At 46.6% G+C, this 17965-nt stretch carries 20 protein-coding genes; 10 read left to right on the top strand and 10 right to left on the bottom strand.

All coding sequences use genetic code 11. The annotated features are described in order from the left end of the window. The 7 genes from MsAc7_RS00730 to MsAc7_RS00700 form a co-directional block, all read right to left on the bottom strand. A complete protein-coding gene (locus MsAc7_RS00730; protein WP_338102700.1) occupies positions 1–1374 on the bottom strand; it encodes a Coenzyme F420 hydrogenase/dehydrogenase, beta subunit C-terminal domain in 1374 nt (457 codons plus the stop codon). After that, the gene (locus MsAc7_RS00725) at positions 1374–1865 is read right to left on the bottom strand and encodes a hydrogenase iron-sulfur subunit (protein ID WP_476738682.1); all 492 of its coding nucleotides are present in this window, start codon (positions 1863–1865) and stop codon (positions 1374–1376) included. Before MsAc7_RS00725 ends, MsAc7_RS00730 begins: the two co-directional genes overlap by 1 nt. After that, a complete protein-coding gene (locus MsAc7_RS00720; RefSeq protein ID WP_338102699.1) occupies positions 1866–4922 on the bottom strand; it encodes an FAD-dependent oxidoreductase in 3057 nt (1018 codons plus the stop codon). Between the two features lie 2 nt (positions 4923–4924). Further along, entirely contained in the window at positions 4925–5863 is a 939-nt protein-coding gene (hdrB, locus tag MsAc7_RS00715) for a CoB--CoM heterodisulfide reductase subunit B (protein WP_338102698.1), read from the bottom strand. Positions 5864–6012: 149 nt separating this feature from the next. After that, the gene (hdrC, locus tag MsAc7_RS00710; RefSeq protein ID WP_338102697.1) at positions 6013–6537 is read right to left on the bottom strand and encodes a CoB--CoM heterodisulfide reductase subunit C; all 525 of its coding nucleotides are present in this window, start codon (positions 6535–6537) and stop codon (positions 6013–6015) included. Between the two features lie 496 nt (positions 6538–7033). After that, on the bottom strand, positions 7034–8641 hold the full coding sequence (locus MsAc7_RS00705; RefSeq protein ID WP_338103433.1) for a sodium:solute symporter family protein: 1608 nt from the start codon (positions 8639–8641) through the stop codon (positions 7034–7036). A 144-nt stretch (positions 8642–8785) separates the two neighbouring features. After that, on the bottom strand, positions 8786–8896 hold the full coding sequence (locus MsAc7_RS00700) for a symporter small accessory protein (RefSeq protein ID WP_338102696.1): 111 nt from the start codon (positions 8894–8896) through the stop codon (positions 8786–8788). A 269-nt stretch (positions 8897–9165) separates the two neighbouring features. Between MsAc7_RS00700 and MsAc7_RS00695 the strand changes: the two genes are divergently transcribed. The 7 genes from MsAc7_RS00695 (at position 9166) to MsAc7_RS00665 (ending at position 15473) form a co-directional block, all read left to right on the top strand. Beyond that, positions 9166–9441 carry a metal-sensing transcriptional repressor gene (locus tag MsAc7_RS00695; RefSeq protein WP_338102695.1) on the top strand — a complete coding sequence of 92 codons (276 nt, stop codon included), beginning with the start codon at positions 9166–9168 and terminating at the stop codon, positions 9439–9441. Positions 9442–9859: 418 nt separating this feature from the next. Next, the gene (locus MsAc7_RS00690; protein WP_338102694.1) at positions 9860–11743 is read left to right on the top strand and encodes a heavy metal translocating P-type ATPase; all 1884 of its coding nucleotides are present in this window, start codon (positions 9860–9862) and stop codon (positions 11741–11743) included. Positions 11744–11881: 138 nt separating this feature from the next. After that, complete coding sequence (locus tag MsAc7_RS00685; protein WP_338102693.1) at positions 11882–12592, top strand: energy-coupling factor ABC transporter permease; 711 nt, start codon at positions 11882–11884, stop codon at positions 12590–12592. A gap of 124 nt (positions 12593–12716) precedes the next feature. Next, positions 12717–12869, top strand: a complete 153-nt coding sequence (locus tag MsAc7_RS00680; RefSeq protein ID WP_338102692.1) for a hypothetical protein — start codon at positions 12717–12719, stop codon at positions 12867–12869. Positions 12870–13187: 318 nt separating this feature from the next. After that, on the top strand, positions 13188–13655 hold the full coding sequence (locus MsAc7_RS00675) for a hypothetical protein (RefSeq protein WP_338102691.1): 468 nt from the start codon (positions 13188–13190) through the stop codon (positions 13653–13655). Continuing rightward, a complete protein-coding gene (gene cbiQ / locus MsAc7_RS00670; protein ID WP_338102690.1) occupies positions 13656–14468 on the top strand; it encodes a cobalt ECF transporter T component CbiQ in 813 nt (270 codons plus the stop codon). A gap of 63 nt (positions 14469–14531) precedes the next feature. After that, positions 14532–15473, top strand: coding sequence for an energy-coupling factor ABC transporter ATP-binding protein (locus tag MsAc7_RS00665; protein ID WP_338102689.1), 942 nt, complete (start codon positions 14532–14534; stop codon positions 15471–15473). 2 nt (positions 15474–15475) lie between these two features. Here MsAc7_RS00665 and MsAc7_RS00660 read toward each other — a convergent pair whose 3' ends face one another. Both MsAc7_RS00660 and MsAc7_RS00655 read right to left on the bottom strand, forming a co-directional pair. Continuing rightward, entirely contained in the window at positions 15476–15736 is a 261-nt protein-coding gene (locus tag MsAc7_RS00660; RefSeq protein WP_338102688.1) for a DUF3781 domain-containing protein, read from the bottom strand. Positions 15737–15801: 65 nt separating this feature from the next. After that, on the bottom strand, positions 15802–16035 hold the full coding sequence (locus tag MsAc7_RS00655) for a hypothetical protein (RefSeq protein WP_338102687.1): 234 nt from the start codon (positions 16033–16035) through the stop codon (positions 15802–15804). Between the two features lie 97 nt (positions 16036–16132). Between MsAc7_RS00655 and MsAc7_RS00650 the strand changes: the two genes are divergently transcribed. From MsAc7_RS00650 to MsAc7_RS00640, 3 genes are all read left to right on the top strand, one after another. After that, positions 16133–16417, top strand: a complete 285-nt coding sequence (locus tag MsAc7_RS00650) for a hypothetical protein (protein WP_338102686.1) — start codon at positions 16133–16135, stop codon at positions 16415–16417. A 65-nt stretch (positions 16418–16482) separates the two neighbouring features. After that, the gene (gene crcB / locus MsAc7_RS00645; protein WP_338102685.1) at positions 16483–16878 is read left to right on the top strand and encodes a fluoride efflux transporter CrcB; all 396 of its coding nucleotides are present in this window, start codon (positions 16483–16485) and stop codon (positions 16876–16878) included. A 103-nt stretch (positions 16879–16981) separates the two neighbouring features. Beyond that, positions 16982–17620 (top strand): flavodoxin family protein, encoded by a 639-nt coding sequence (locus tag MsAc7_RS00640; protein ID WP_338102684.1) that lies wholly within the window; start codon positions 16982–16984, stop codon positions 17618–17620. A gap of 18 nt (positions 17621–17638) precedes the next feature. Here the strand turns inward: MsAc7_RS00640 and MsAc7_RS00635 are convergent, their stop codons facing one another. Beyond that, entirely contained in the window at positions 17639–17953 is a 315-nt protein-coding gene (locus MsAc7_RS00635; RefSeq protein WP_338102683.1) for an MGMT family protein, read from the bottom strand. Positions 17954–17965: the final 12 nt, after the last annotated feature.

Genomic DNA, 17965 nt, shown 5'->3' with positions numbered 1-17965 from the left:
TTACTGCACCTCCTCAAGTTTCACTTCAAAGAAAGGCGGCGTCCGATCATCCATTCCGGTCGTGTATTTGAGTTCGTCCTGAATCGGGTTCGCAAACTTCCGGTACAGGCGCGTCAACGGAATGTCCGCGGGGCACACGTCCGTGCATTGCCCGCAGCTGACGCAGGAGTCCATCAGGTGAAGGAACCGGATCATATGGAACAGGGAAATATCGTAACTGTCCGCCAGGTTGTCAAAGGACGTACATTTGGCTTCGGGGCCGCAGGCGCAGGGCGGGCAAACGGTTTTACAGGCACCGCAGTGAATGCAGTTTTCAAGCTCCTTTTTAAACGCCGCCAGTTTGTCGCCGTCAATCGGCGCAAACACCTTTTCTTTGGTTTTCGCGGACATCTTCAACATAATGTTGGTGGTTTTTCCGCGCGCTTCGGCTGCTTGCTCGCTCGCCGCTTTCACTTCGGCGTAGCCGTTATCCACCGCGTTTCTCAAAAACGCGGCGCCTTTTTCAGTCATGACTTCGACAAACGTTCCCTTGCCGGATAAATCGGAGAGAACGCCCCAGTTTCCGCAGGCCAAATCGGCATTGGTCGCGATCTTAACAATACAATAGCGGCAACATTCACGGCGGCCGTTGTCTTCCAGTTCCATTTCGTCAATGGATTGGGAGTGGTGCACGCCGTCTTTGGTTTCCATAATCAATTGACCTTTCTCGATTTCCTCGCCGCAAACGTCGTCCGGATTGAGTTTGTACACTTCTTCCACCACCCGACGAATCTTGTACGGCGGAATGGTGCCGCCGCAGTTGAGGCCGATAGTGAAAACTTTGTCCAAATTGATCATGTTCCGCTTGGCTTGTTCACGGATACCGCGCATGTCGCAGGGTTTGACGGCAATCGCGATGTTCGCGTCATTTTCAAAGTGGCGCAAGTACTTGGTGGGATTTGAAATGAGCATGTGCATGGAACCGGCCGATTCGTAAATATCTTTGACGTCGGATGTCAGAACCGGAACCGCTTCAAACTGGTTGGATTTTTTCAAAACAACCGTGTTTGCCACAAGTCCTTTTTCAAGCGCCGCCGCGAGAACGGCAGTGACAAGTCCGCCGGACCCGCCGCGTTTTCGAACATCGTCAACGGCAGACCAGCCGATGTATTTGCCGCCGACTTGAATATCGGCGCCTTTTAATTTGTCACCGGCCACGGAAACCGCGGGCGGTTTGGGTGCGCCTTCGGGCGGTTTTCCGGCGGGTGGGGCGCCGGCCGGTGGCGCTCCTGCGGGTGTTCCGGCTGCCGGTGCTGCTGTTGCCGGTGCTGCTGTTGCAGCGGCCTGTGTGGCAGCCGCTGTTTTCTGTTCAGCTGTCTTTTCGGGAGCGCTCATCAGATCACCCCGTCATGGCGGAGCGGGCTGGGCCCGAGCGCTTTTACTTTTTCCACCATTTCGCGGACAAACTCCGCAAACTGTTGGCCTTCCGATGCTGAAATCCACCGGAGCATCAATCTGTCGTCTTCAATTCCCATTTCACTCAACATCGATTTAATAAATTTGTATTTGACAAGCGTTTTGTCGTTGCCGTTGACGTAGTGGCAGTCACCGATGTGGCAGCCTGTAATCAAAACAGCGTCCGCACCCTCCAAAAAGGCGGTGTAAATGTGAACGGCATCCACGCGGCTGGAACACATCACACGGACCACACGGATATTGGTCGGCTGCTGGAACCGGGCAATTCCGGCACCATCCGCCCCGGCGTAAGAACACCAGTTGCAGCAAAACATCACGATTTTCGGTTCAAAATCCGGGCTGGTCGTCGGACAGTGGGAAACGCCGGACTTGGAATTGTCTTGAACTCCTGTTTCGGTTTTCGCGTCCATTTAATTCACCTCCTCCTCAAAGTAAAACACACTCTTGACTTGAGACAACAACTGCTTATTTTCAAAGTGTCCCTGCTCAATCGCGGCGGTCGGACACGCCATCGTACAGCAGCCGCAGCCTTTGCACGCTGCCGGGTTGATGACGGAACGGATGGCCTTAAAGGAAAGTCCTTTTTTGGTCACGATTTGTTCTTCAAGCGTAATCGCATGGTACGGGCAAACATCTTTACAGGCGCCGCAACCGACGCAAACGTCAATATTGACGCGGGAGACTTCCGCCGGAGATTCCAAAAATTCCCGGGACAAAATCGTACAGGCACGGGATGCCGCCGCTTGCGCTTGGGAAATGGTTTCTTCGCAGAATTTCGGCGATTGGGCGAGGCCGCAAACAAACACGCCGTCCGTTCCGAAATCAACCGGGCGGAGCTTCGGGTGAACTTCGAGGAAGAAGCCGTTTTTGTCCAGCGGCACTTTCATCATCGGCCCGACGTCATGATTGCCCTCTTCCGCAATCGTGGCCGCACTCAAAATGACACAGTCGGCCGGCAGTTCAAAGTCAAGCCGGGTGGTCAAATCGTGGAACTTCACCACATTGCCGTCAACCACCGGCGGCTCGTTTTCATCGTACATCAGGAAGTGAATACCCATTTCACGCGCCTTGGTGTAAGACTCCTCGTACATGCCGTAGGTGCGGATGTCGCGGTACAAAATATAAATTTCAGCGTCCGGATGCTGTTCCTTGTATTGAATCGCGTTTTTGACGGAATTCGTACAGCAGATTCTTGAACAGTACGGTCGCTCCTTGTTCCGGCTGCCGGCGCACTGGATGAAAATCAAATCTTTCCAGCTGCCTTCCTTTTTATCAATCATTTCCTTGAATTCAAGCTGCGTCCGAACAATCGGGTTTTCCTTGTATCCGAAAAGGCCTTCCTGCCGGAGTTCGTGAGCGCCGGTCGCAATCACAATAACACCGAAATCAATGTCGGAGATGGTTGTTTTTCCGCCGTCGTCCGTGATGATTTTGCCGCTGAAATTGCCGACAGCGCCACTCACGTCTTCCATTACGGAATTGTAATGAATACGGATTTTCGGATGGGTGGTTGCCGCCTTGATGATCGGATCCAAAATCGGCGCGTAACTTTGAAGCGGCCGGATGGTTCCACCGAGTTTGTCCGTCTTTTCAATCAAATCCACATTATAACCGTTGGCGGCAAGCTCGTTGGCAACCGTCAGTCCGGCGACGCCGCCGCCGAGAACGACGGCATTGTGCACAAGCGACAACTTTTGGCTGTAAAGCGGCGTGTAGTACCGGACTTTTCCGGCGGCCTGGCGCACCAAATCTTTGGCTTTCGCGGTTGCCTTTTCCGGATTATCGTGGTGAATCCAAGAGCAATGTTCTCGGATGTTCGCAAATTCAAAGAGCCACGGGTTCATACCGGCTTCCTGACAGGTTTGCTGGAAGAGCGGCTCGTGGGTTCTGGGCGTACATGCCGCCACAATGAACCGGTTTAAGTTGTAATCGCGAATCATTTCAAGAATCCGGCCTTGCGTGTCGTCGGCGCAGGAATACATTTCCTCTTTGGCGATGATGACGTCCGGAAGAGTGGACGCGTATTCCACAACCGCCGGCACATCGACAACGCTTCCGATATTTGTTCCGCAACGGCAGACGATAACGCCGATTCTCGGGTCGCCCGAAACAGGCGTTTCCGGCGCGATTTCAACCACAATTTCCAAAGATTTGCGGGCACTGTTGAGCAAAGCACCGGCTTTTGACGCCGCGCCGCTGGCTTGCGCAACCGATTCCGGAATGTCTTTCGGCCCTTGGGCGACACCGGCCGTGAAAATACCTTTTTTGGACGTTTCGGTCGGCGATTCGACGGCGGTTTTGACGAAACCGTAATTGTCAAGATCAACATTGAGAATGTTGGCGAGTTCTCGGGTAGACGCCGGCGTATCAAGGCCGACGGAAAGAACGATGAGATCAAAGTCTTCTTTGGCGACTTCGCCGTCTTTGCCTTCATATCTCAAATAAAGCGTGCCGTCGTCGCGGACATCCACGCCGGACGGGCGGGAATTAATGAAACGGACGCCGTTTTCATCCCGGGCGCGCAACGCGAATTCTTCGTATCCTTTTCCGAATGTCCGCAGGTCAATATTGAAAATGGCCACATCGACTTCAGGATGGTGGTCTTTAATCAAGCGAGACTGTTTGACCGCATAGGTACAGCAAACGGAAGAACAGTACGCTTTCTTGATTTCCGGATTTCTCGAACCAATGCACTGAATGAACGCGATCTTTTTCGGGAGAACGCCTTTGGACGTTTGAATGTGTCCGCCAAACGGTCCGGACGCGTTGGTGTAACGTTCAAATTGAAGCGCGGTGACGACATCCGGGTGGTCGAAGCGGTAAGCTTCAAGAAGTTTCGGGTCAAAGGCTTTGAACCCGGTCGCCATGATGACGGCGCCGACCGGAATGTCAACGACTTCATCTTCCAATTCGTAATTGACGGCATCTCTTTGGCAGACTTTCTTACAGTTGCCGCATTTGCCTTTTTGAATCATAAGACAATTTTCCGGATCAATCGTCACAATTTTCGGAATCGCCTGGGTGAACTGGAAATAAATCGCTTTTCTTTTGGAAAGGCCTTCTTCAAATTCGTCATCGACTTTTTTCGGGCATTTCGCGATACAATCACCGCAGCCGACACATTTGTCGGGGTCGATGTAACGGCTCTTTTTCTTCACGGACAACGTAAAGTTGCCGACATCGCCGGAAAGTCCGACCACTTCGGAATAAGTCATTAACTGAATGTTCGGGTGGCGGCTGGCTTCCACCAGTTTCGGAGAAAGAATACAAGCGGAACAGTCCAAAGTCGGAAACGTCTTGTCAAGCTGCGCCATAATGCCGCCGATAGACGGTTTTGATTCGATGAGATAAACGCGGTATCCGCTGTTGGCCAAGTCAAGCGCCGACTGAACGCCCGCAATGCCGCCGCCAATCACGGCAACAGCGCCGACCGCACCGGAAACACCTGTTGTGTTGTTGTCTGCCATTTTTACTCCACCTTCTTTTGCGAAAGCGCTAAGATTTTTTGTTCAAAAGCCGGATTGCAGGTCATGTTCATTTGAATGCCGAGTTCCTGCGGGGTGTGCCCGAACGCCAGCCCGAGAAGCTGCGCGTAGTGCAGCACCGGAATGTTGTAATCTTTGCCGGTCGTCTTTTTGAGCTGCACTTGTCCCGAATCAAATTGCAGGTGGCAGAACGGGCAGGCGTCAACGATACAGTCGTATTCCTCCCGCTTCAGAATGTCCAGTTTTTTCTCCGTCATTTTGAGCGTGGTGTCTAAAAACGCGGAGCGTGCACCGCCGCCGGCGCCGCAGCACAAAAGCTTGTCTTCGTAATCAACGCTCTTCGCGCCGGTCGCGTTGACCAAGTCATCGAAAAAGCGCGGGTTTTCGGCGCTGCCGAGTCCTTCTTTTTCTTTGGACGGGCGGATGAGGTGACAGCCATAGTGAACGGCGACTTTAATGCCTTCCAAGGGAACGGTCACTTTTTCTTTGATCGCGTCAGCACCGACGTCTTTGGCCAAAAATTCCATGATGTGGCGGACTTCTATACTTCCCTGATAGGACATGCCGATTTCGGACAACTTGTCGTTGACTTCCTTTTTATGATCAGGATCATGTTTTAAAGTGTGGTTGGCTTCGCCCAAAGACCCGAAACAGCCGTTACAAACGGTTAACAGGTCCATACCCATCTGTTCGGACAAAACAATGTTGCGGCTGGCGAGCGTGAGCCATGTGGTTTTATCAAAAGACTTGAAAACGCCGGGCGCCGGACAGCAGGACGCGCCTTTAAGCTCCTGAAGGTCGACTCCAAGTTCTTTCATTACCCGGCGGGAGGCCAGCTCGATTCCCGGATACCGGTTTGGAGCGACGCAACCGAGGAACAAAGAAAGACTTTGATTCTCTTTTTTAGATTCTGTAGCAGACATAATTGACATAAACTCCCAAAAACAAAAAAACCGCCTGAAAGCCTCGGTTTGGATTTGTTTTTATTCATTCGATTACAATATAATATAGACAACTGAAAAGAACAAAATACTCAATAATTATTGAAAAACATTATTGAAAACTTCTTTTTTTATTTTTTCGCAACCAATGTATCGAATTGGCAGGCTTTGACGAGTTTTTTCACCTGCTCGTATGCTTCCGGATACATATGAACCGTCGGCGGCACTTCCGTGAGACCGAGTTCCTTTCGTTTCGCTTTGTTGGAATCGTTGATCGGGACGGCGTGTCCGGTTGTCACGACAAAATTGGCGACATCTTTGTGCGGCTCAAGCATGATGCCTTCATGAACCGCCATGGTACGCAGCCGAAGGAGCGTATCGACGTTTAAAACGCCTTCAGGACACCGTTCCTGGCATTTGTAGCAAGTTGTGCAATACCACAAGTATTGGTCGTTTAAAATCCGGTTTTTAAGACCGAGGCCGGCCATTCGCATGTACCGCTTAATATCGAAATCAGGCTCGATATCCTTCATCGGGCATCCGGTCGAGCAACCGTTGCAATTAAAGCACAAAAGAACTTTTTCGGTTCCTTTGTCTTTTTTAAGCTCGTTGAAAAAGGTTTTATCGATTTCTGAAGAGTTGATTGATTCTTTCACGAAATATCCCTCTCATATTTTCAAAAACCAAACCGGAAAAGCCGGCAAAAATGCTGATTTTTGAAAATGTTTAATGAATCATATAATAGAATAACTGTTTTACCGTTTTGAAACGAAAATAAAAATATTCAAATAAACAGAACGATGAAAACAAAAACAAGCGATTGAGTTTCATGCACTATTTATATAATGATAAATTATGAACATATGCAAAACAATTAAATCCTATATAAATTCTGCCATTGCCTGACAAGGTTTACAATAGAAGACGACACCTCTTTTTAAATAGAAACTCCTTATGAAAATAAATGTTAACAATTCAAAAAACAACAAATAACAACACTTATTTGCGCGGCGGGCTGCGCGCGCGTTATCGCCATCTTTTTTTGAAAAACGACAAAATTCGGATGATCGGATAATGAAAAATAAAAAGAAAAAAGAATGAATGATTTTTGAATCATTCATTAAGAAGCGGACTGTTCGAAAGCCGGTTAATTTAAGAAGCGGATTCGGCCGATACCGGTTCCTCTTCTTTTTTAAATAACTCTGATACCATTTTTTCCGACGGCGGTTTTGTCATCAAACTGACAACAATCGCAACGATGATGGAAAGCGGAGTGGCAATCAAAATCGGGTCAACATACGCCCACATGCCCGGAAGGAGTGTGGCAACGCCGAACAACTTTTGACAGATGCCAATCGGAACAGCTTCGGCGGCGTGAACAAACACGTACCAAAAGATGCTGACGAAGAACCCAACCGCAAAACTCGCGTAAGCGCCGGTTTTGGTCATTCTCGGCCAGAAGAGCGCGCCCGCGTACATCGGAAGGAAGGCGGCGGTACACATGCCCATGAAAATGGCGGTCGCGCGGGCAATGATGCTGCCCGGCAAGTAGAACGCCAAGATGACAGCCATAATGATTGTAATCACGATGCCGATCCGGGTAAACAGGATGGTGTGAACGGATTTTCCTTTAAAGATGCCGTTTCGGATCAAATCGTAACCGACAGCAGTTCCCATGGTGTGGAACTGAGAACTGGCGGTGGACATGGCGGCGGACAGCAAACTGAGCATGAAAATCAAGACGAAGATTTCAGGCATCGCGCTGTTGATGTAAACGGGAATGATCGCGTCAATATTTCCCCCGACGGCGTCCAGCGCAATTTTTCCGGTCGTGTTGTAGAAAAACACATTGGAGAGAGGACCGACAATGTAAGCGACGCCCACCATCATAAAGATGAACGGGCCGCCGGCCAAAACGGCTCTTTTGAGCGTTTTCTTATCTTTGACCATCATGAAACGAACCGCAAGTTGCGGCTGCGCGATGATTCCGATACCGACACCCAAGATCAGAGAGGAAATCATGGTCCACCACAGTTGGGATCCGAAAACCGGCATGGAAGTCCAGCCTTGGTGACCGATCGCCACCAAATTGGCAGGAACAAGCGACACCATGTTGCTGAGCGCCTCGTGAGCCGGGATGACGCCGCCTAATTTAACATAGGTTAACACCAGCAGCAAGAACATGCCGACAAACATAATTCCGCCTTGGAAGGCGTCGGTGTACATGACGGAAATCATACCGCCGACAATCACGTAAGCCGCAACGATGACCGCGAAGATCAGAAGGGCTGTTGTGTAATTGATTCCGAGTGTTGTTTCAATAAATCGGGCGGACCCGATAAGAACACTGGCAGCGTAAAGCGGCATGGTCACCGCGATAAAGATACCAATCCAAGACTGAAGTCCGCGGGATTCAAACCGTTTTCCGATAAACTCCGGAAAAGTGGACGCGTGCAGGAATTGTCCCATTTTGCGCATCACAGGTCCGAAAACCAAGAAAGCGATAATGATCCCGACAAGAATGTTGAGGAAAGCCAACCAGAGCATTCCCATTCCGTAAGCGGCCGCAACGCCGCCGAATCCGATGATGGCAGACGTACTGATGAAAGTCGCGCCGTAGGAAACCGCCATGACGAGAGAATTTGTTTTCCGGCCGGCCAACAAGTAGTCAGCATCACTGGTTGTTTTTTTGTAACCGTACCAGGCAAGACCGATCGTGGCAATCATATAAATAAAGATCAAAGCAAGCAAAGCCGGCATGTTAATACCGGTGGAATGAAACAAGTCCGACGGAATAATATCGTTGACGGACGATGAGGCGATGTGTGTGAGTGAAGATGAATCCAACATAAATAACAGTCCTTAAATGATCATGAAATTGCGATAAACGATACCAAATACAATTTAACTGTCGTCGTTCCAGTGCCGGATTCCATAATAGATGCACCAGACGGCCGCAAAAATAGACAATAGATAAGCGCTCCAAACGAGGGGATCAACAATTCCAAGAAACATTTGACAACTTTACTCCTTTCTTTATGTGATTTTTTGATTTTATTCATATTGTTGTTTAAAATTATGTGTAAGTGCCGGCATTATATATTAAATAGGATGATGGAACATTCCGTGCTAAGTTCTGCCATGACAATATATAGCACACTTACAAGATGTAGAAATAATTCGGATAGTATATAAAAGATTTGCTTGAAGAATTGAGACACTTTTTATAAGAATAAGGTGATATTTGTTTCTATTATCTGATCAAGAAAATGAGAGGGAAATTGATGAGACAGTGCGTTGACATTCCGAAAGCAAAAGCCCGGTTAAGCCGGATTGAAGGACAAATTCGCGGCATTTCCGATATGGTGGAAAGAGATGTGCCGTGCGAAGACATTTTAATTCAAATCGCCGCCGCAAAAGCCGCTCTTCATAAAGTCGGCCAAATGGTCTTAGAAGGACACCTGCAACACTGCGTTAAAGATGGAATCGAACACGGCGACGCTGACCAAACTATCGAAGATTTGACAAAAGCGGTGGAACAATTTTCACGGATGGTTTAATCAAATTTTCTTTTTATCCTCTATAGCTTTTTTCTCTTTTTTTGTTTATTTTTCTCTTTTTTTGTTTATTTTTCGCCGGCGTCGACGCGCGCGTTATGGCAATCATTTTTGTTTAAAATTCAAAAATGAAGGACAAAATTTGAAAAATTGGACGTCGGCATAACCCTATTTTTTAAAAATGACACGGCCGATCTTTGAAGTTTCAAAACACGCCGGTTTAATGCGTACACGACTCTTTCATTCAAAAATACCCATTTCGAATAGGGGTGAGGCTTCACACAAATATGTTTTGACGTGTTACGGAAACCATTATATACAAATGAAAAATATTGGTTTTTGAAATATACCCCTAAGGCGTATAGAGTATAAAACAAATATTATCTTAGAAGATAACACTTGAAAAAAGAAGGACAGAAAAATGAATACCGTTCTTGAAAAAATAAAAGATTTCCTTGAAAGCGACTTGTTTGTCGTCATGTCAATGATTATCTCAGCCATTGCTTTAATCATCAGCTTTTTCGGATGGGCAGACCCGTACGTTTTGTTTGATTTGTCATGGATAGCGATCATTTTGTGCGGCGTTCCGATTGTTGTCGGCGCTGTCGTCGGACTTGTTACGGAATTTGACATTAAAGCTGATGTTTTGGTTTCTTTGGCGCTCATTGCCTCCATTCTCATCGGCGAATATTTCGCGGCGGCGGAAATTGCGCTGATCATGACAATCGGTGCTTATTTGGAAGAGAGAACATATCATAAAGCGCAGGAAGGAATCGAAAAACTTGTCAAAATGAATCCGGAAACCGCCCGAATCGTCACACAGGAGGGGGAAAAAATAACGGACGCCAAAAACGTTTCAAAGGGCGATGTGTTGCGCGTTTTTCCGGGAGAAACAATTCCGGTGGACGGAACCGTTTTATCCGGACAAACTTCCGTGGACCAATCCGTGATGACGGGAGAAAGCCTGCCGGTTGAAAAAACAATCGGAGACGACGTTTTTAGCGGGACGGTGAATTTGTTCGGCGCCTTTGACATGACGGCGTCCAAAGTCGGCGAAGACAGTTCCATTCAAAGAATGATCCGGCTGGTCAAAGAAGCCGACGCCGAAAAAGCGCCGATCGTCCGCCAAGCGGACAAATGGGCGACTTGGATTGTCATCGCCGCGCTTTTGACATCCGTTTTTACAGGAATCGTAACCGGCGAAATTATTCGCGCCGTGACCATCTTGGTTGTTTTTTGTCCGTGTGCTTTGGTTCTGGCAACGCCGACTGCCATTATGGCCGGCATCGGTAATGCCACCAAAAAGGGAATTTTAGTTCGGACGGGGGACGCCTTGGAACGGTTATCAAAAGTGACTGCCGTTGCTTTTGACAAAACCGGAACTCTGACATACGGAAAACCGGAAGTGATTGCGGTTGAAAGTCTCAGGAAGGATTGGACGGTTGCAGACGTGGTGACGCGCGCCGCCATTGCCGAATGCAATTCGGAACATCCGCTTGGAAAATCCGTGGTCCGGCATGCGTCAAGAACAGGTATTTCAGACCATCCGCGACCGGAAAAATTTATTATGCATCAGGGTTGCGGTGTTGCGGTGGAAATCGGCGGCGAAACAGTTTTGGCCGGGAACGAAAACCATTTAAAAAATTGCCAAATCAAAATGGATGATTCGGTTGAAAAATCAAGAAAATACAAAGAAAGGGGCGCAACGGTTATTTTTGTGGCGGCAAGCGGTGTTTTAGTGGGAATGATAGCTCTCTCCGATACGGTTCGGGACAAAATTAAGGAAACGTTTGATGAAATTAAAGAATCAGGCGTTAAAATTTTCTTGTTGACGGGAGACCATCGGGAAGCCGCGTTAACAGTTTCGGCAGCGGCCGGAATTGAAGAATATCATTGTCATTTTGAATTATTGCCGGAAAACAAGTCGGAAACCATCAAACGTTTGCAAGCCGCCGGCGAGAAAATCGCGATGGTCGGCGACGGAATCAATGACGCGCCTGCGTTGAAAACGGCAGATGTCGGCATTGCGATGGGCGGCATCGGAAGCGATATTGCCATCGAAGCGGCGGATATTGTTTTGGTCGGAGACGACATCGGCGCCATTCCGTATTTGCTCAAGCTGTCCAAAAAGACGATGAACAAAATTGACTTCAACATCGCGCTTTCGATCGTCATCAATTTTGCCGCCGTTATTTTGGCGATGTTGGGTCTTTTAGGACCGATCGGCGGCGCCTTGATTCACAACGCCGGCTCCGTTTTGGTGATTATCAACTCGGCACTTCTGTTGGCTTGGAAAGGTAAATGACATCTGACGAATGAACGAATCATTTGAAATATAATTCAGCTTGAATTTTTGTTGCTACAAATTTGAAGATTCGTAACAACCATTAAATAGAGTGACGTTGTTTGGACTCTCATAAGAAAAATAAATCGGAGTTTTCAAATGCATATTTCAGAAGGTGTTCTCCCGGCTTGGCTTCTTTTGGCCGGCTGGGTTTTAACAATTATATTGTTGGCCGGAAGTCTTTGGTGGGGAAAGAAAAGCACGGAAGATATGAATCAAAAGATTCCTCAAATTGCCGTGATGACCGCCGCCTTTTTTGTTGCCTGCATGTTTCGGATTCCGCTGCCGCCAACGTCGCTCCATTTGGTATTGGCCGGCCTTGTCGGCATTCTTTTGGGACCGTTTGCATTCGTTTGCATTTTTATCGGTCTCCTTCTTCAAGCGCTCCTTCTTGGAAACGGCGGCCTCACGGTTCTTGGCGTCAATACGTTTGTGATGGGATTTCCCGCGCTGTTAGGATACTTGGTTTTTGTCGCGCTTTCCAAAAAGACGAATTTTGCCATATCCGGCGCCGCTGCCAGCGTCTTTGCGATTTTGATTTCAACGCTTATTTTGGGCGTCGTTTTCATCCTCGGCGGAATTACATTCGGCAGCATTGACAGCGTTCAAGCGTTCGCGTCCCAATTTTCGTTACTGGAAAGCGTCATGGCCGCGCTGGCAGATTCCCCATGGCTGCTGACGTTTGCCCTTCTGATTATCATGAACCTCCCGCTTATGATTGTGGAAGGAATTATCAGTGGGTTGATTGTGCCGTTTATTGCAAAAGTGAAACCGGAAATGTTGCCGGAAAAAAAGAAACAAACGGCTTGAAACTTTATCTGATAAATTACTACATTATTTAAAAACTGCCAAGCAAACCCTCCCGAATAAACAGACGCATTTTGCGTCTGTTTATTCGGATTCCGATGAAGGATAATAATATGGGAAGCAGCAGATGCAAACCGTAAAACAGAAAACAGCAGATGTAAACTGCAAAATAGAAAACAATAGGTGCAAACTGCAAAATAGAAAACAGCAGATGCAAGCTGAAAAATGGAAAACAATAGGTGCAAGCTGTAAAACAGAAAACAGCAGGTGCAAACTGTAAAACAATAAATTTATTTCAATCCGACTAACTGTACCTTCCTAATAATAGTAATCCGCAAAATACAGACGCAAAGCGTCTGATTTTGCGGGATGGTTTGCTTGGTTCGTTTAAATTGCCTTTTCAATTCCATTGCTGGAAAAATTCCGAAGCGGAGCGAAGGAATTCTTGCGTTAGAATTTACGGGGTGGTTTGCTTGTTTCGTCAATATTATCGCCCACAGGCTTTAAGTGACTGAAGGGAGCCGTTCGCGCAGCGAACTTTTTGGAAACAGAAAACAAAATAAACTCAAAAATCAAAAACAGGGACAGGAGATTAAATATGAAAATTCAAAAAACCGCCTCTTTGCTTGTTCTTCTCAGCCTTGCGCTGACGATGCTGGCTGTACCGGCTGCCGCCCACGGAACATACATGAGCCTTGAGCCAAACGGCGTCAAAATCCAAGCTTGGTACCAGGGAAATGAACCGATGGCGAACTGCGACTACCAAGTTTACGCGATTTCCGTTATCAACGGTACTGAATCCGAATCTCTTTACATGACGGGAAAAACGGATGAGAACGGAACGGCTGTTTTTGATATTAAACCGGGCGTGAACATTTACCGCGTTAAAGTCGTTTCCGGCGAACATGCCGCCGAGCGGCGGATTGATTTGGCGGAAGGGTCAATGGGTGCCGCCGGCGACCACGGCATTTCCTGGTTTAACGTCTTTGCGGGACTCGGTTACATTGTCGGGATTGCCGGCATTTTGATGTATGTCATGTCGAGAAAAACGAATCAGAAGAAATAAATGAATATTTGTTGTGACAAAATGAAACTGCCGTCTGAGACTTATTCCGCAATCGACGCGCCGATTCAGCGTATGAATCCGATGACGAAAGTCATCGTTTTTTTGCTGCTCATCTTTTCGGTGTCGTTCGTCAAATCGATGGAGATGGCATCATTTGTTTTGTTGCTTTCGGTTTTGATTTGGATTTTATCCAAATTGCCGGTTTCATATGTCTTGAAAAGAATGGCAGCACCACTTTTGTTCGTTTTTATTTTTGCGGTTGCCCTTTTGTTCAGCGTTGGCGGCGCGGATGGCGGAGATATTGTCGGATCCGTTTGGATTTTTAACATCACAAGCGCGGGAATTTCGGAAGCCGTCCTCATTTTGGTTCGGGCGACAGCGGCTCTTCTGCTGATAACAATCCTCCTTGGAACAACGAAATTCGATTTGATTGTCAAAGTCTTGTATGACTTAAAAGTTCCCATTTTTATTCTCCAAATTTTAATGTTTTCCTACCGCTACATTTTCGTGTTCTCCAAAGAGATGGAGAGCATGAAAAATTCGATGGCGTCCAAAGGTTTTACGCCGAAAATTTCCATGCGCTCGCTCACAGCGGCTGCAAACACCATCGCTATGTTGTTCATCAACGGATTTGAGCGTGCTGACGCTGTTTATCAATCGATGGTCTCCAAGGGATATACCGGAAAGCCGGCGATTATCACCAAAAATCAAATGCATGCAAAAGATTACGTAATTGTTGTCATGGGAATTATCATTGCGGTTGGGATTCAAATTCCGGCAATCGTATCATATTTAAGCAACGCCGGTATTTAACAAGAATAATAAATAAAACAAAAAATAACAAAAGTAATAAACTGAAAAGAAAAGGTGACGGAAATGGAATCAGACAAACTATTGGAAAAACAAATCGAAAAAGATCCGATTCTTTCTTTGTCGCATTTGACGTACGTTTATCCGAACAAAAAAACAGCTCTTGACGACATTTCTTTTGACGTTTTCCCGGGCGAAAAGGTCGCGATTGTGGGCCCAAACGGCGCCGGAAAAACCACGCTCTTCCTTCACCTGAATGACACATTCAAAAGCAAAGGACATATCCGTGTTGCGGGAAAAGATATTTCCGACTACAAAAATGCTGACCGTGTGAAAGAAATCGGAATTATGTTTGCCGACCCGGACAACCAACTGTTCATGCCGACTGTTTTTGATGATGTCGCTTTCGGACCCCTCAATTTAGGGCTTTCGGAAGAGGAAACAAAAAAGCGGGTGGAAGAAGCGGTGGCGATGACCGGAATTGAAGACCTTTTGGATCGGGTGCCGCATCACCTCAGTTTCGGGCAAAAGAAAAAAGTGGTTTTGGCGTCCATCATCGCACTTCGCCCTAAAATTTTGGTTTTGGACGAGCCGACTGCCAATCTCGATCCGAAAAGCAAACGGGATGTTCTTGCCATCATTGACAAATTGAACAAAGAAGGTGTTACCACGATTGTGGCGACACATGACGTTAATTTGTTGTCGGAACTGGCGGACCGGGTGATTGTTCTGAACGAAAGAATTATTGAAACCGGAACGCCGCGGGAAATTTTTTCAAATATCCGGTTGCTTCAAGAAAATAATTTGGAAGCGCCGGAAGTGTTTAAACTGTTCCAACTGCTTTCCTGCATCGGATTTGATTGCGAGAAATTGCCGCTGAATTTTGAAGAAGCGGTGGATGAAATATTAAATCAAATTGAAAGCGGAAAAGGACATATTCATCTGCATTCTCATTCTGAATCTCATGAACATATTCATCAGCTGAGAAAAGAGTACGGGAAGCATTAATCTTATCGGTTACTCATTTCAATTTGTGCTGTGATGATTGTATAGCTTTTAGCGTTAACGGTGACCTTAAAAGTATCAACGCATACATACCAGTTTTTACCTTTTTTAGAGATATCAGTTGCGTTTTCGATTTTTTGTTTGCACCAGGCAACAACATCTTCGACATCTAAGTCTAAATTTTTTCGGATCCGCTCCAAGCCTAATTCCGTTGTGTGAACTTTATCAAGGTTCGCTAATAAATCATTATTTTCAAGGTGTTTCATTTTTCTATTTCCTCCTCAACCTTCTTCAAATATAATTAAGTTATATGAGATGATTTTGAGATGATTCATTTCACTTTATATTTCACCCGATTCCCATATTTCTGTGACTTTAACAAACCAAATCCTTCAAACTTCAACACAAATGTCCGAACGGTCGCATAAGCTACATCCCGGTAATCTTTTTCAAGCTGCTTTGTGGAAAATTCATTCGTTCCGTAAGTCGACACGACGAAATAAAACAAATCTTTTTCTTTTTCCGTGACGTCGCCGGCTTCCAAATGCTTTTGAAACTTGGACAACGGTTTTTCAACACGACCGGTTAATGTTTATAGGAATGGACGGAAAAGTCAAAATCCGGGAGATGACAAATACATTCAGCTGGTTTGCGAACACATCATGCCACCACTCTCCCCACCGACAATTATAAAGATGAAAAAATTTCCCTTAACAATATTGGTTGAAAACAACAAATTTTATTATAAATCGAATGTAATGACTGAAGTTTGTGACCCAAATCAAACTTTTGAACATTTCGGAGACGAATTTTACGGGTCACAAAGGTTTCGGATTGTTACAAAAAAGATGAAAGAACTTTTAATCGAACGATTTAATGAGACAGAAGGTGACTTCATACCGGTTATGTTGGTTGATGAAAATGATGAAGCTATTAAAAACGAATGAAAATCAACACAAATCAAATCAATGAACATCAAATCCGTTAAATAGAAAAAAACCAATCTGTTCTCATGATTGCGGAACTGTTATGCGTCGGAATCGGCGGGTTTTTGGGGGCGTGCGCACGCTATCTCATCACCCAAATGTCCAAAGATTTCGGCGTTCCTGTTCCGCTCGGAACATTGATTTCAAACGTTACCGCCGGCTTTTTGATCGGACTTATTATTGGCGCGGAGCAGCAAACGCAAGCTCTTTCCCCATCCGTCAAACTCTTTTTAACCACAGGATTTCTCGGCGGTCTTTCCACGTTCTCGGCGTTCAGCCTCGAAACCGTCAATTTGGTCGAAAACGAAAAATATGTTTTGGCGATATTGAACATTTTTCTAAATTTGGCGCTCAGTTTTGCAGGCGTCATCCTCGGTTTTGCCGTGGCGAAACTTTTGTTTTCGCCGGCTGTGAAGGTTTAAATAAAACAAAAGAAATGATAGGTTTATTTTTATTCTTTTATGATTTTATATTTATATTCATTTTTTGTTGTTATTTTTTAAATTGTCAGGTGGAGAAATTAAAATGCATGCGATCGCAATTAACGCCAGTCCGCGGAAAAATCATAACACAGCCACAATTCTAAAGCACGCCCTCGACGGCGCCGCATCCGCCGGCGCAACCGTTGAAACCATTCATTTGTACGACCTCAACTACAAAGGCTGTACCAGCTGTTTTGCTTGCAAACGAAAAGATGATAAAAATCCGGGACACTGCGCTATGAAAGACGATTTGACGCCGATTCTTGAAAAAATAAGGGACGCCGACGTTCTTTTGCTCGGGTCGCCGATTTACATATGGGACGTCACCGGCGAAATGCGTTCGTTTATGGAACGGTTAATTTTCCCAAACCTCAGTTATGAAAATCTCAACCCGTCCTCTAAAAAGCTTCAATCGGCCTTCTTTTTTACAATGAACATGCCCAAAGACGCCGCTCAAATTTACACCGGCGTTTTTGAAGCCAACACCAAAATATTCGAACGCGCCTTCGCCGGCCGCGCCGAGATTTTGGCCGTTTACGACACCTACCAATTCAACGACTATTCCAAATATGCCGCCGCCCGATTTGATGAATCTCACAAAGCAAAAGTGAAAGCGGAACAATTCCCGAAAGATTGCGCTGCCGCCTTTGAAATAGGAAAAAAGCTGGCTCAAAAGAAATAAAAAAACTACACGACATTATTATTCGATGTCTGCGCCACTGTCGCCGGACCAGCGGCATGCTGCCATATCGACGCGGCCGTCCGGCAAAAACGTGACGTTTTCGTTTTGCAAGAGGAAGCGGCGCATATCCGCAAAGTCGCCGCCTGCAATGGAACCGTCCGCCATAACGACACGCTGCCACGGCAAATTCTCAGGACAGCACCGCATCGCCCAACCCACTTGGCGCGCCGCGCGGGAATGCCCCAGCATTTGCGCAACTTGTCCGTAGGAAACGACTTTTCCGGAAGGAATCTGCGCCACCAGATCGTAGACTTGTTGAAAAAAAGAATTCATGATATAACCCCT

Origin of the sequence: Methanolapillus millepedarum (assembly GCF_032594115.1) — an archaeon.
Lineage (GTDB): Archaea > Halobacteriota > Methanosarcinia > Methanosarcinales > Methanosarcinaceae > Methanolapillus > Methanolapillus millepedarum.
The sequence above is the reverse complement of the archived record's forward strand: the minus strand, read 5'-3'. Positions and strand labels throughout refer to the sequence as shown.

What these genes read in the sequence shown, in the direction of transcription:
- MsAc7_RS00730 (WP_338102700.1), bottom strand. Translation starts at nt 1,374, where the DNA reads ATGAGCGCTCCCGAAAAGACAGCTGAACAGAAAACAGCGGCTGCCACA.
- MsAc7_RS00725 (WP_476738682.1), bottom strand. Translation starts at nt 1,865, where the DNA reads ATGGACGCGAAAACCGAAACAGGAGTTCAAGACAATTCCAAGTCCGGC.
- MsAc7_RS00720 (WP_338102699.1), bottom strand. Translation starts at nt 4,922, where the DNA reads ATGGCAGACAACAACACAACAGGTGTTTCCGGTGCGGTCGGCGCTGTT.
- hdrB (WP_338102698.1), bottom strand. Translation starts at nt 5,863, where the DNA reads ATGTCTGCTACAGAATCTAAAAAAGAGAATCAAAGTCTTTCTTTGTTC.
- MsAc7_RS00705 (WP_338103433.1), bottom strand. Translation starts at nt 8,641, where the DNA reads ATGCCGGCTTTGCTTGCTTTGATCTTTATTTATATGATTGCCACGATC.
- MsAc7_RS00700 (WP_338102696.1), bottom strand. Translation starts at nt 8,896, where the DNA reads ATGTTTCTTGGAATTGTTGATCCCCTCGTTTGGAGCGCTTATCTATTG.
- MsAc7_RS00695 (WP_338102695.1), top strand. Translation starts at nt 9,166, where the DNA reads ATGAGACAGTGCGTTGACATTCCGAAAGCAAAAGCCCGGTTAAGCCGG.
- MsAc7_RS00690 (WP_338102694.1), top strand. Translation starts at nt 9,860, where the DNA reads ATGAATACCGTTCTTGAAAAAATAAAAGATTTCCTTGAAAGCGACTTG.
- MsAc7_RS00685 (WP_338102693.1), top strand. Translation starts at nt 11,882, where the DNA reads ATGCATATTTCAGAAGGTGTTCTCCCGGCTTGGCTTCTTTTGGCCGGC.
- MsAc7_RS00680 (WP_338102692.1), top strand. Translation starts at nt 12,717, where the DNA reads ATGCAAACCGTAAAACAGAAAACAGCAGATGTAAACTGCAAAATAGAA.
- MsAc7_RS00675 (WP_338102691.1), top strand. Translation starts at nt 13,188, where the DNA reads ATGAAAATTCAAAAAACCGCCTCTTTGCTTGTTCTTCTCAGCCTTGCG.
- cbiQ (WP_338102690.1), top strand. Translation starts at nt 13,656, where the DNA reads ATGAATATTTGTTGTGACAAAATGAAACTGCCGTCTGAGACTTATTCC.
- MsAc7_RS00665 (WP_338102689.1), top strand. Translation starts at nt 14,532, where the DNA reads ATGGAATCAGACAAACTATTGGAAAAACAAATCGAAAAAGATCCGATT.
- MsAc7_RS00660 (WP_338102688.1), bottom strand. Translation starts at nt 15,736, where the DNA reads ATGAAACACCTTGAAAATAATGATTTATTAGCGAACCTTGATAAAGTT.
- MsAc7_RS00650 (WP_338102686.1), top strand. Translation starts at nt 16,133, where the DNA reads ATGCCACCACTCTCCCCACCGACAATTATAAAGATGAAAAAATTTCCC.
- crcB (WP_338102685.1), top strand. Translation starts at nt 16,483, where the DNA reads ATGATTGCGGAACTGTTATGCGTCGGAATCGGCGGGTTTTTGGGGGCG.
- MsAc7_RS00640 (WP_338102684.1), top strand. Translation starts at nt 16,982, where the DNA reads ATGCATGCGATCGCAATTAACGCCAGTCCGCGGAAAAATCATAACACA.
- MsAc7_RS00635 (WP_338102683.1), bottom strand. Translation starts at nt 17,953, where the DNA reads ATGAATTCTTTTTTTCAACAAGTCTACGATCTGGTGGCGCAGATTCCT.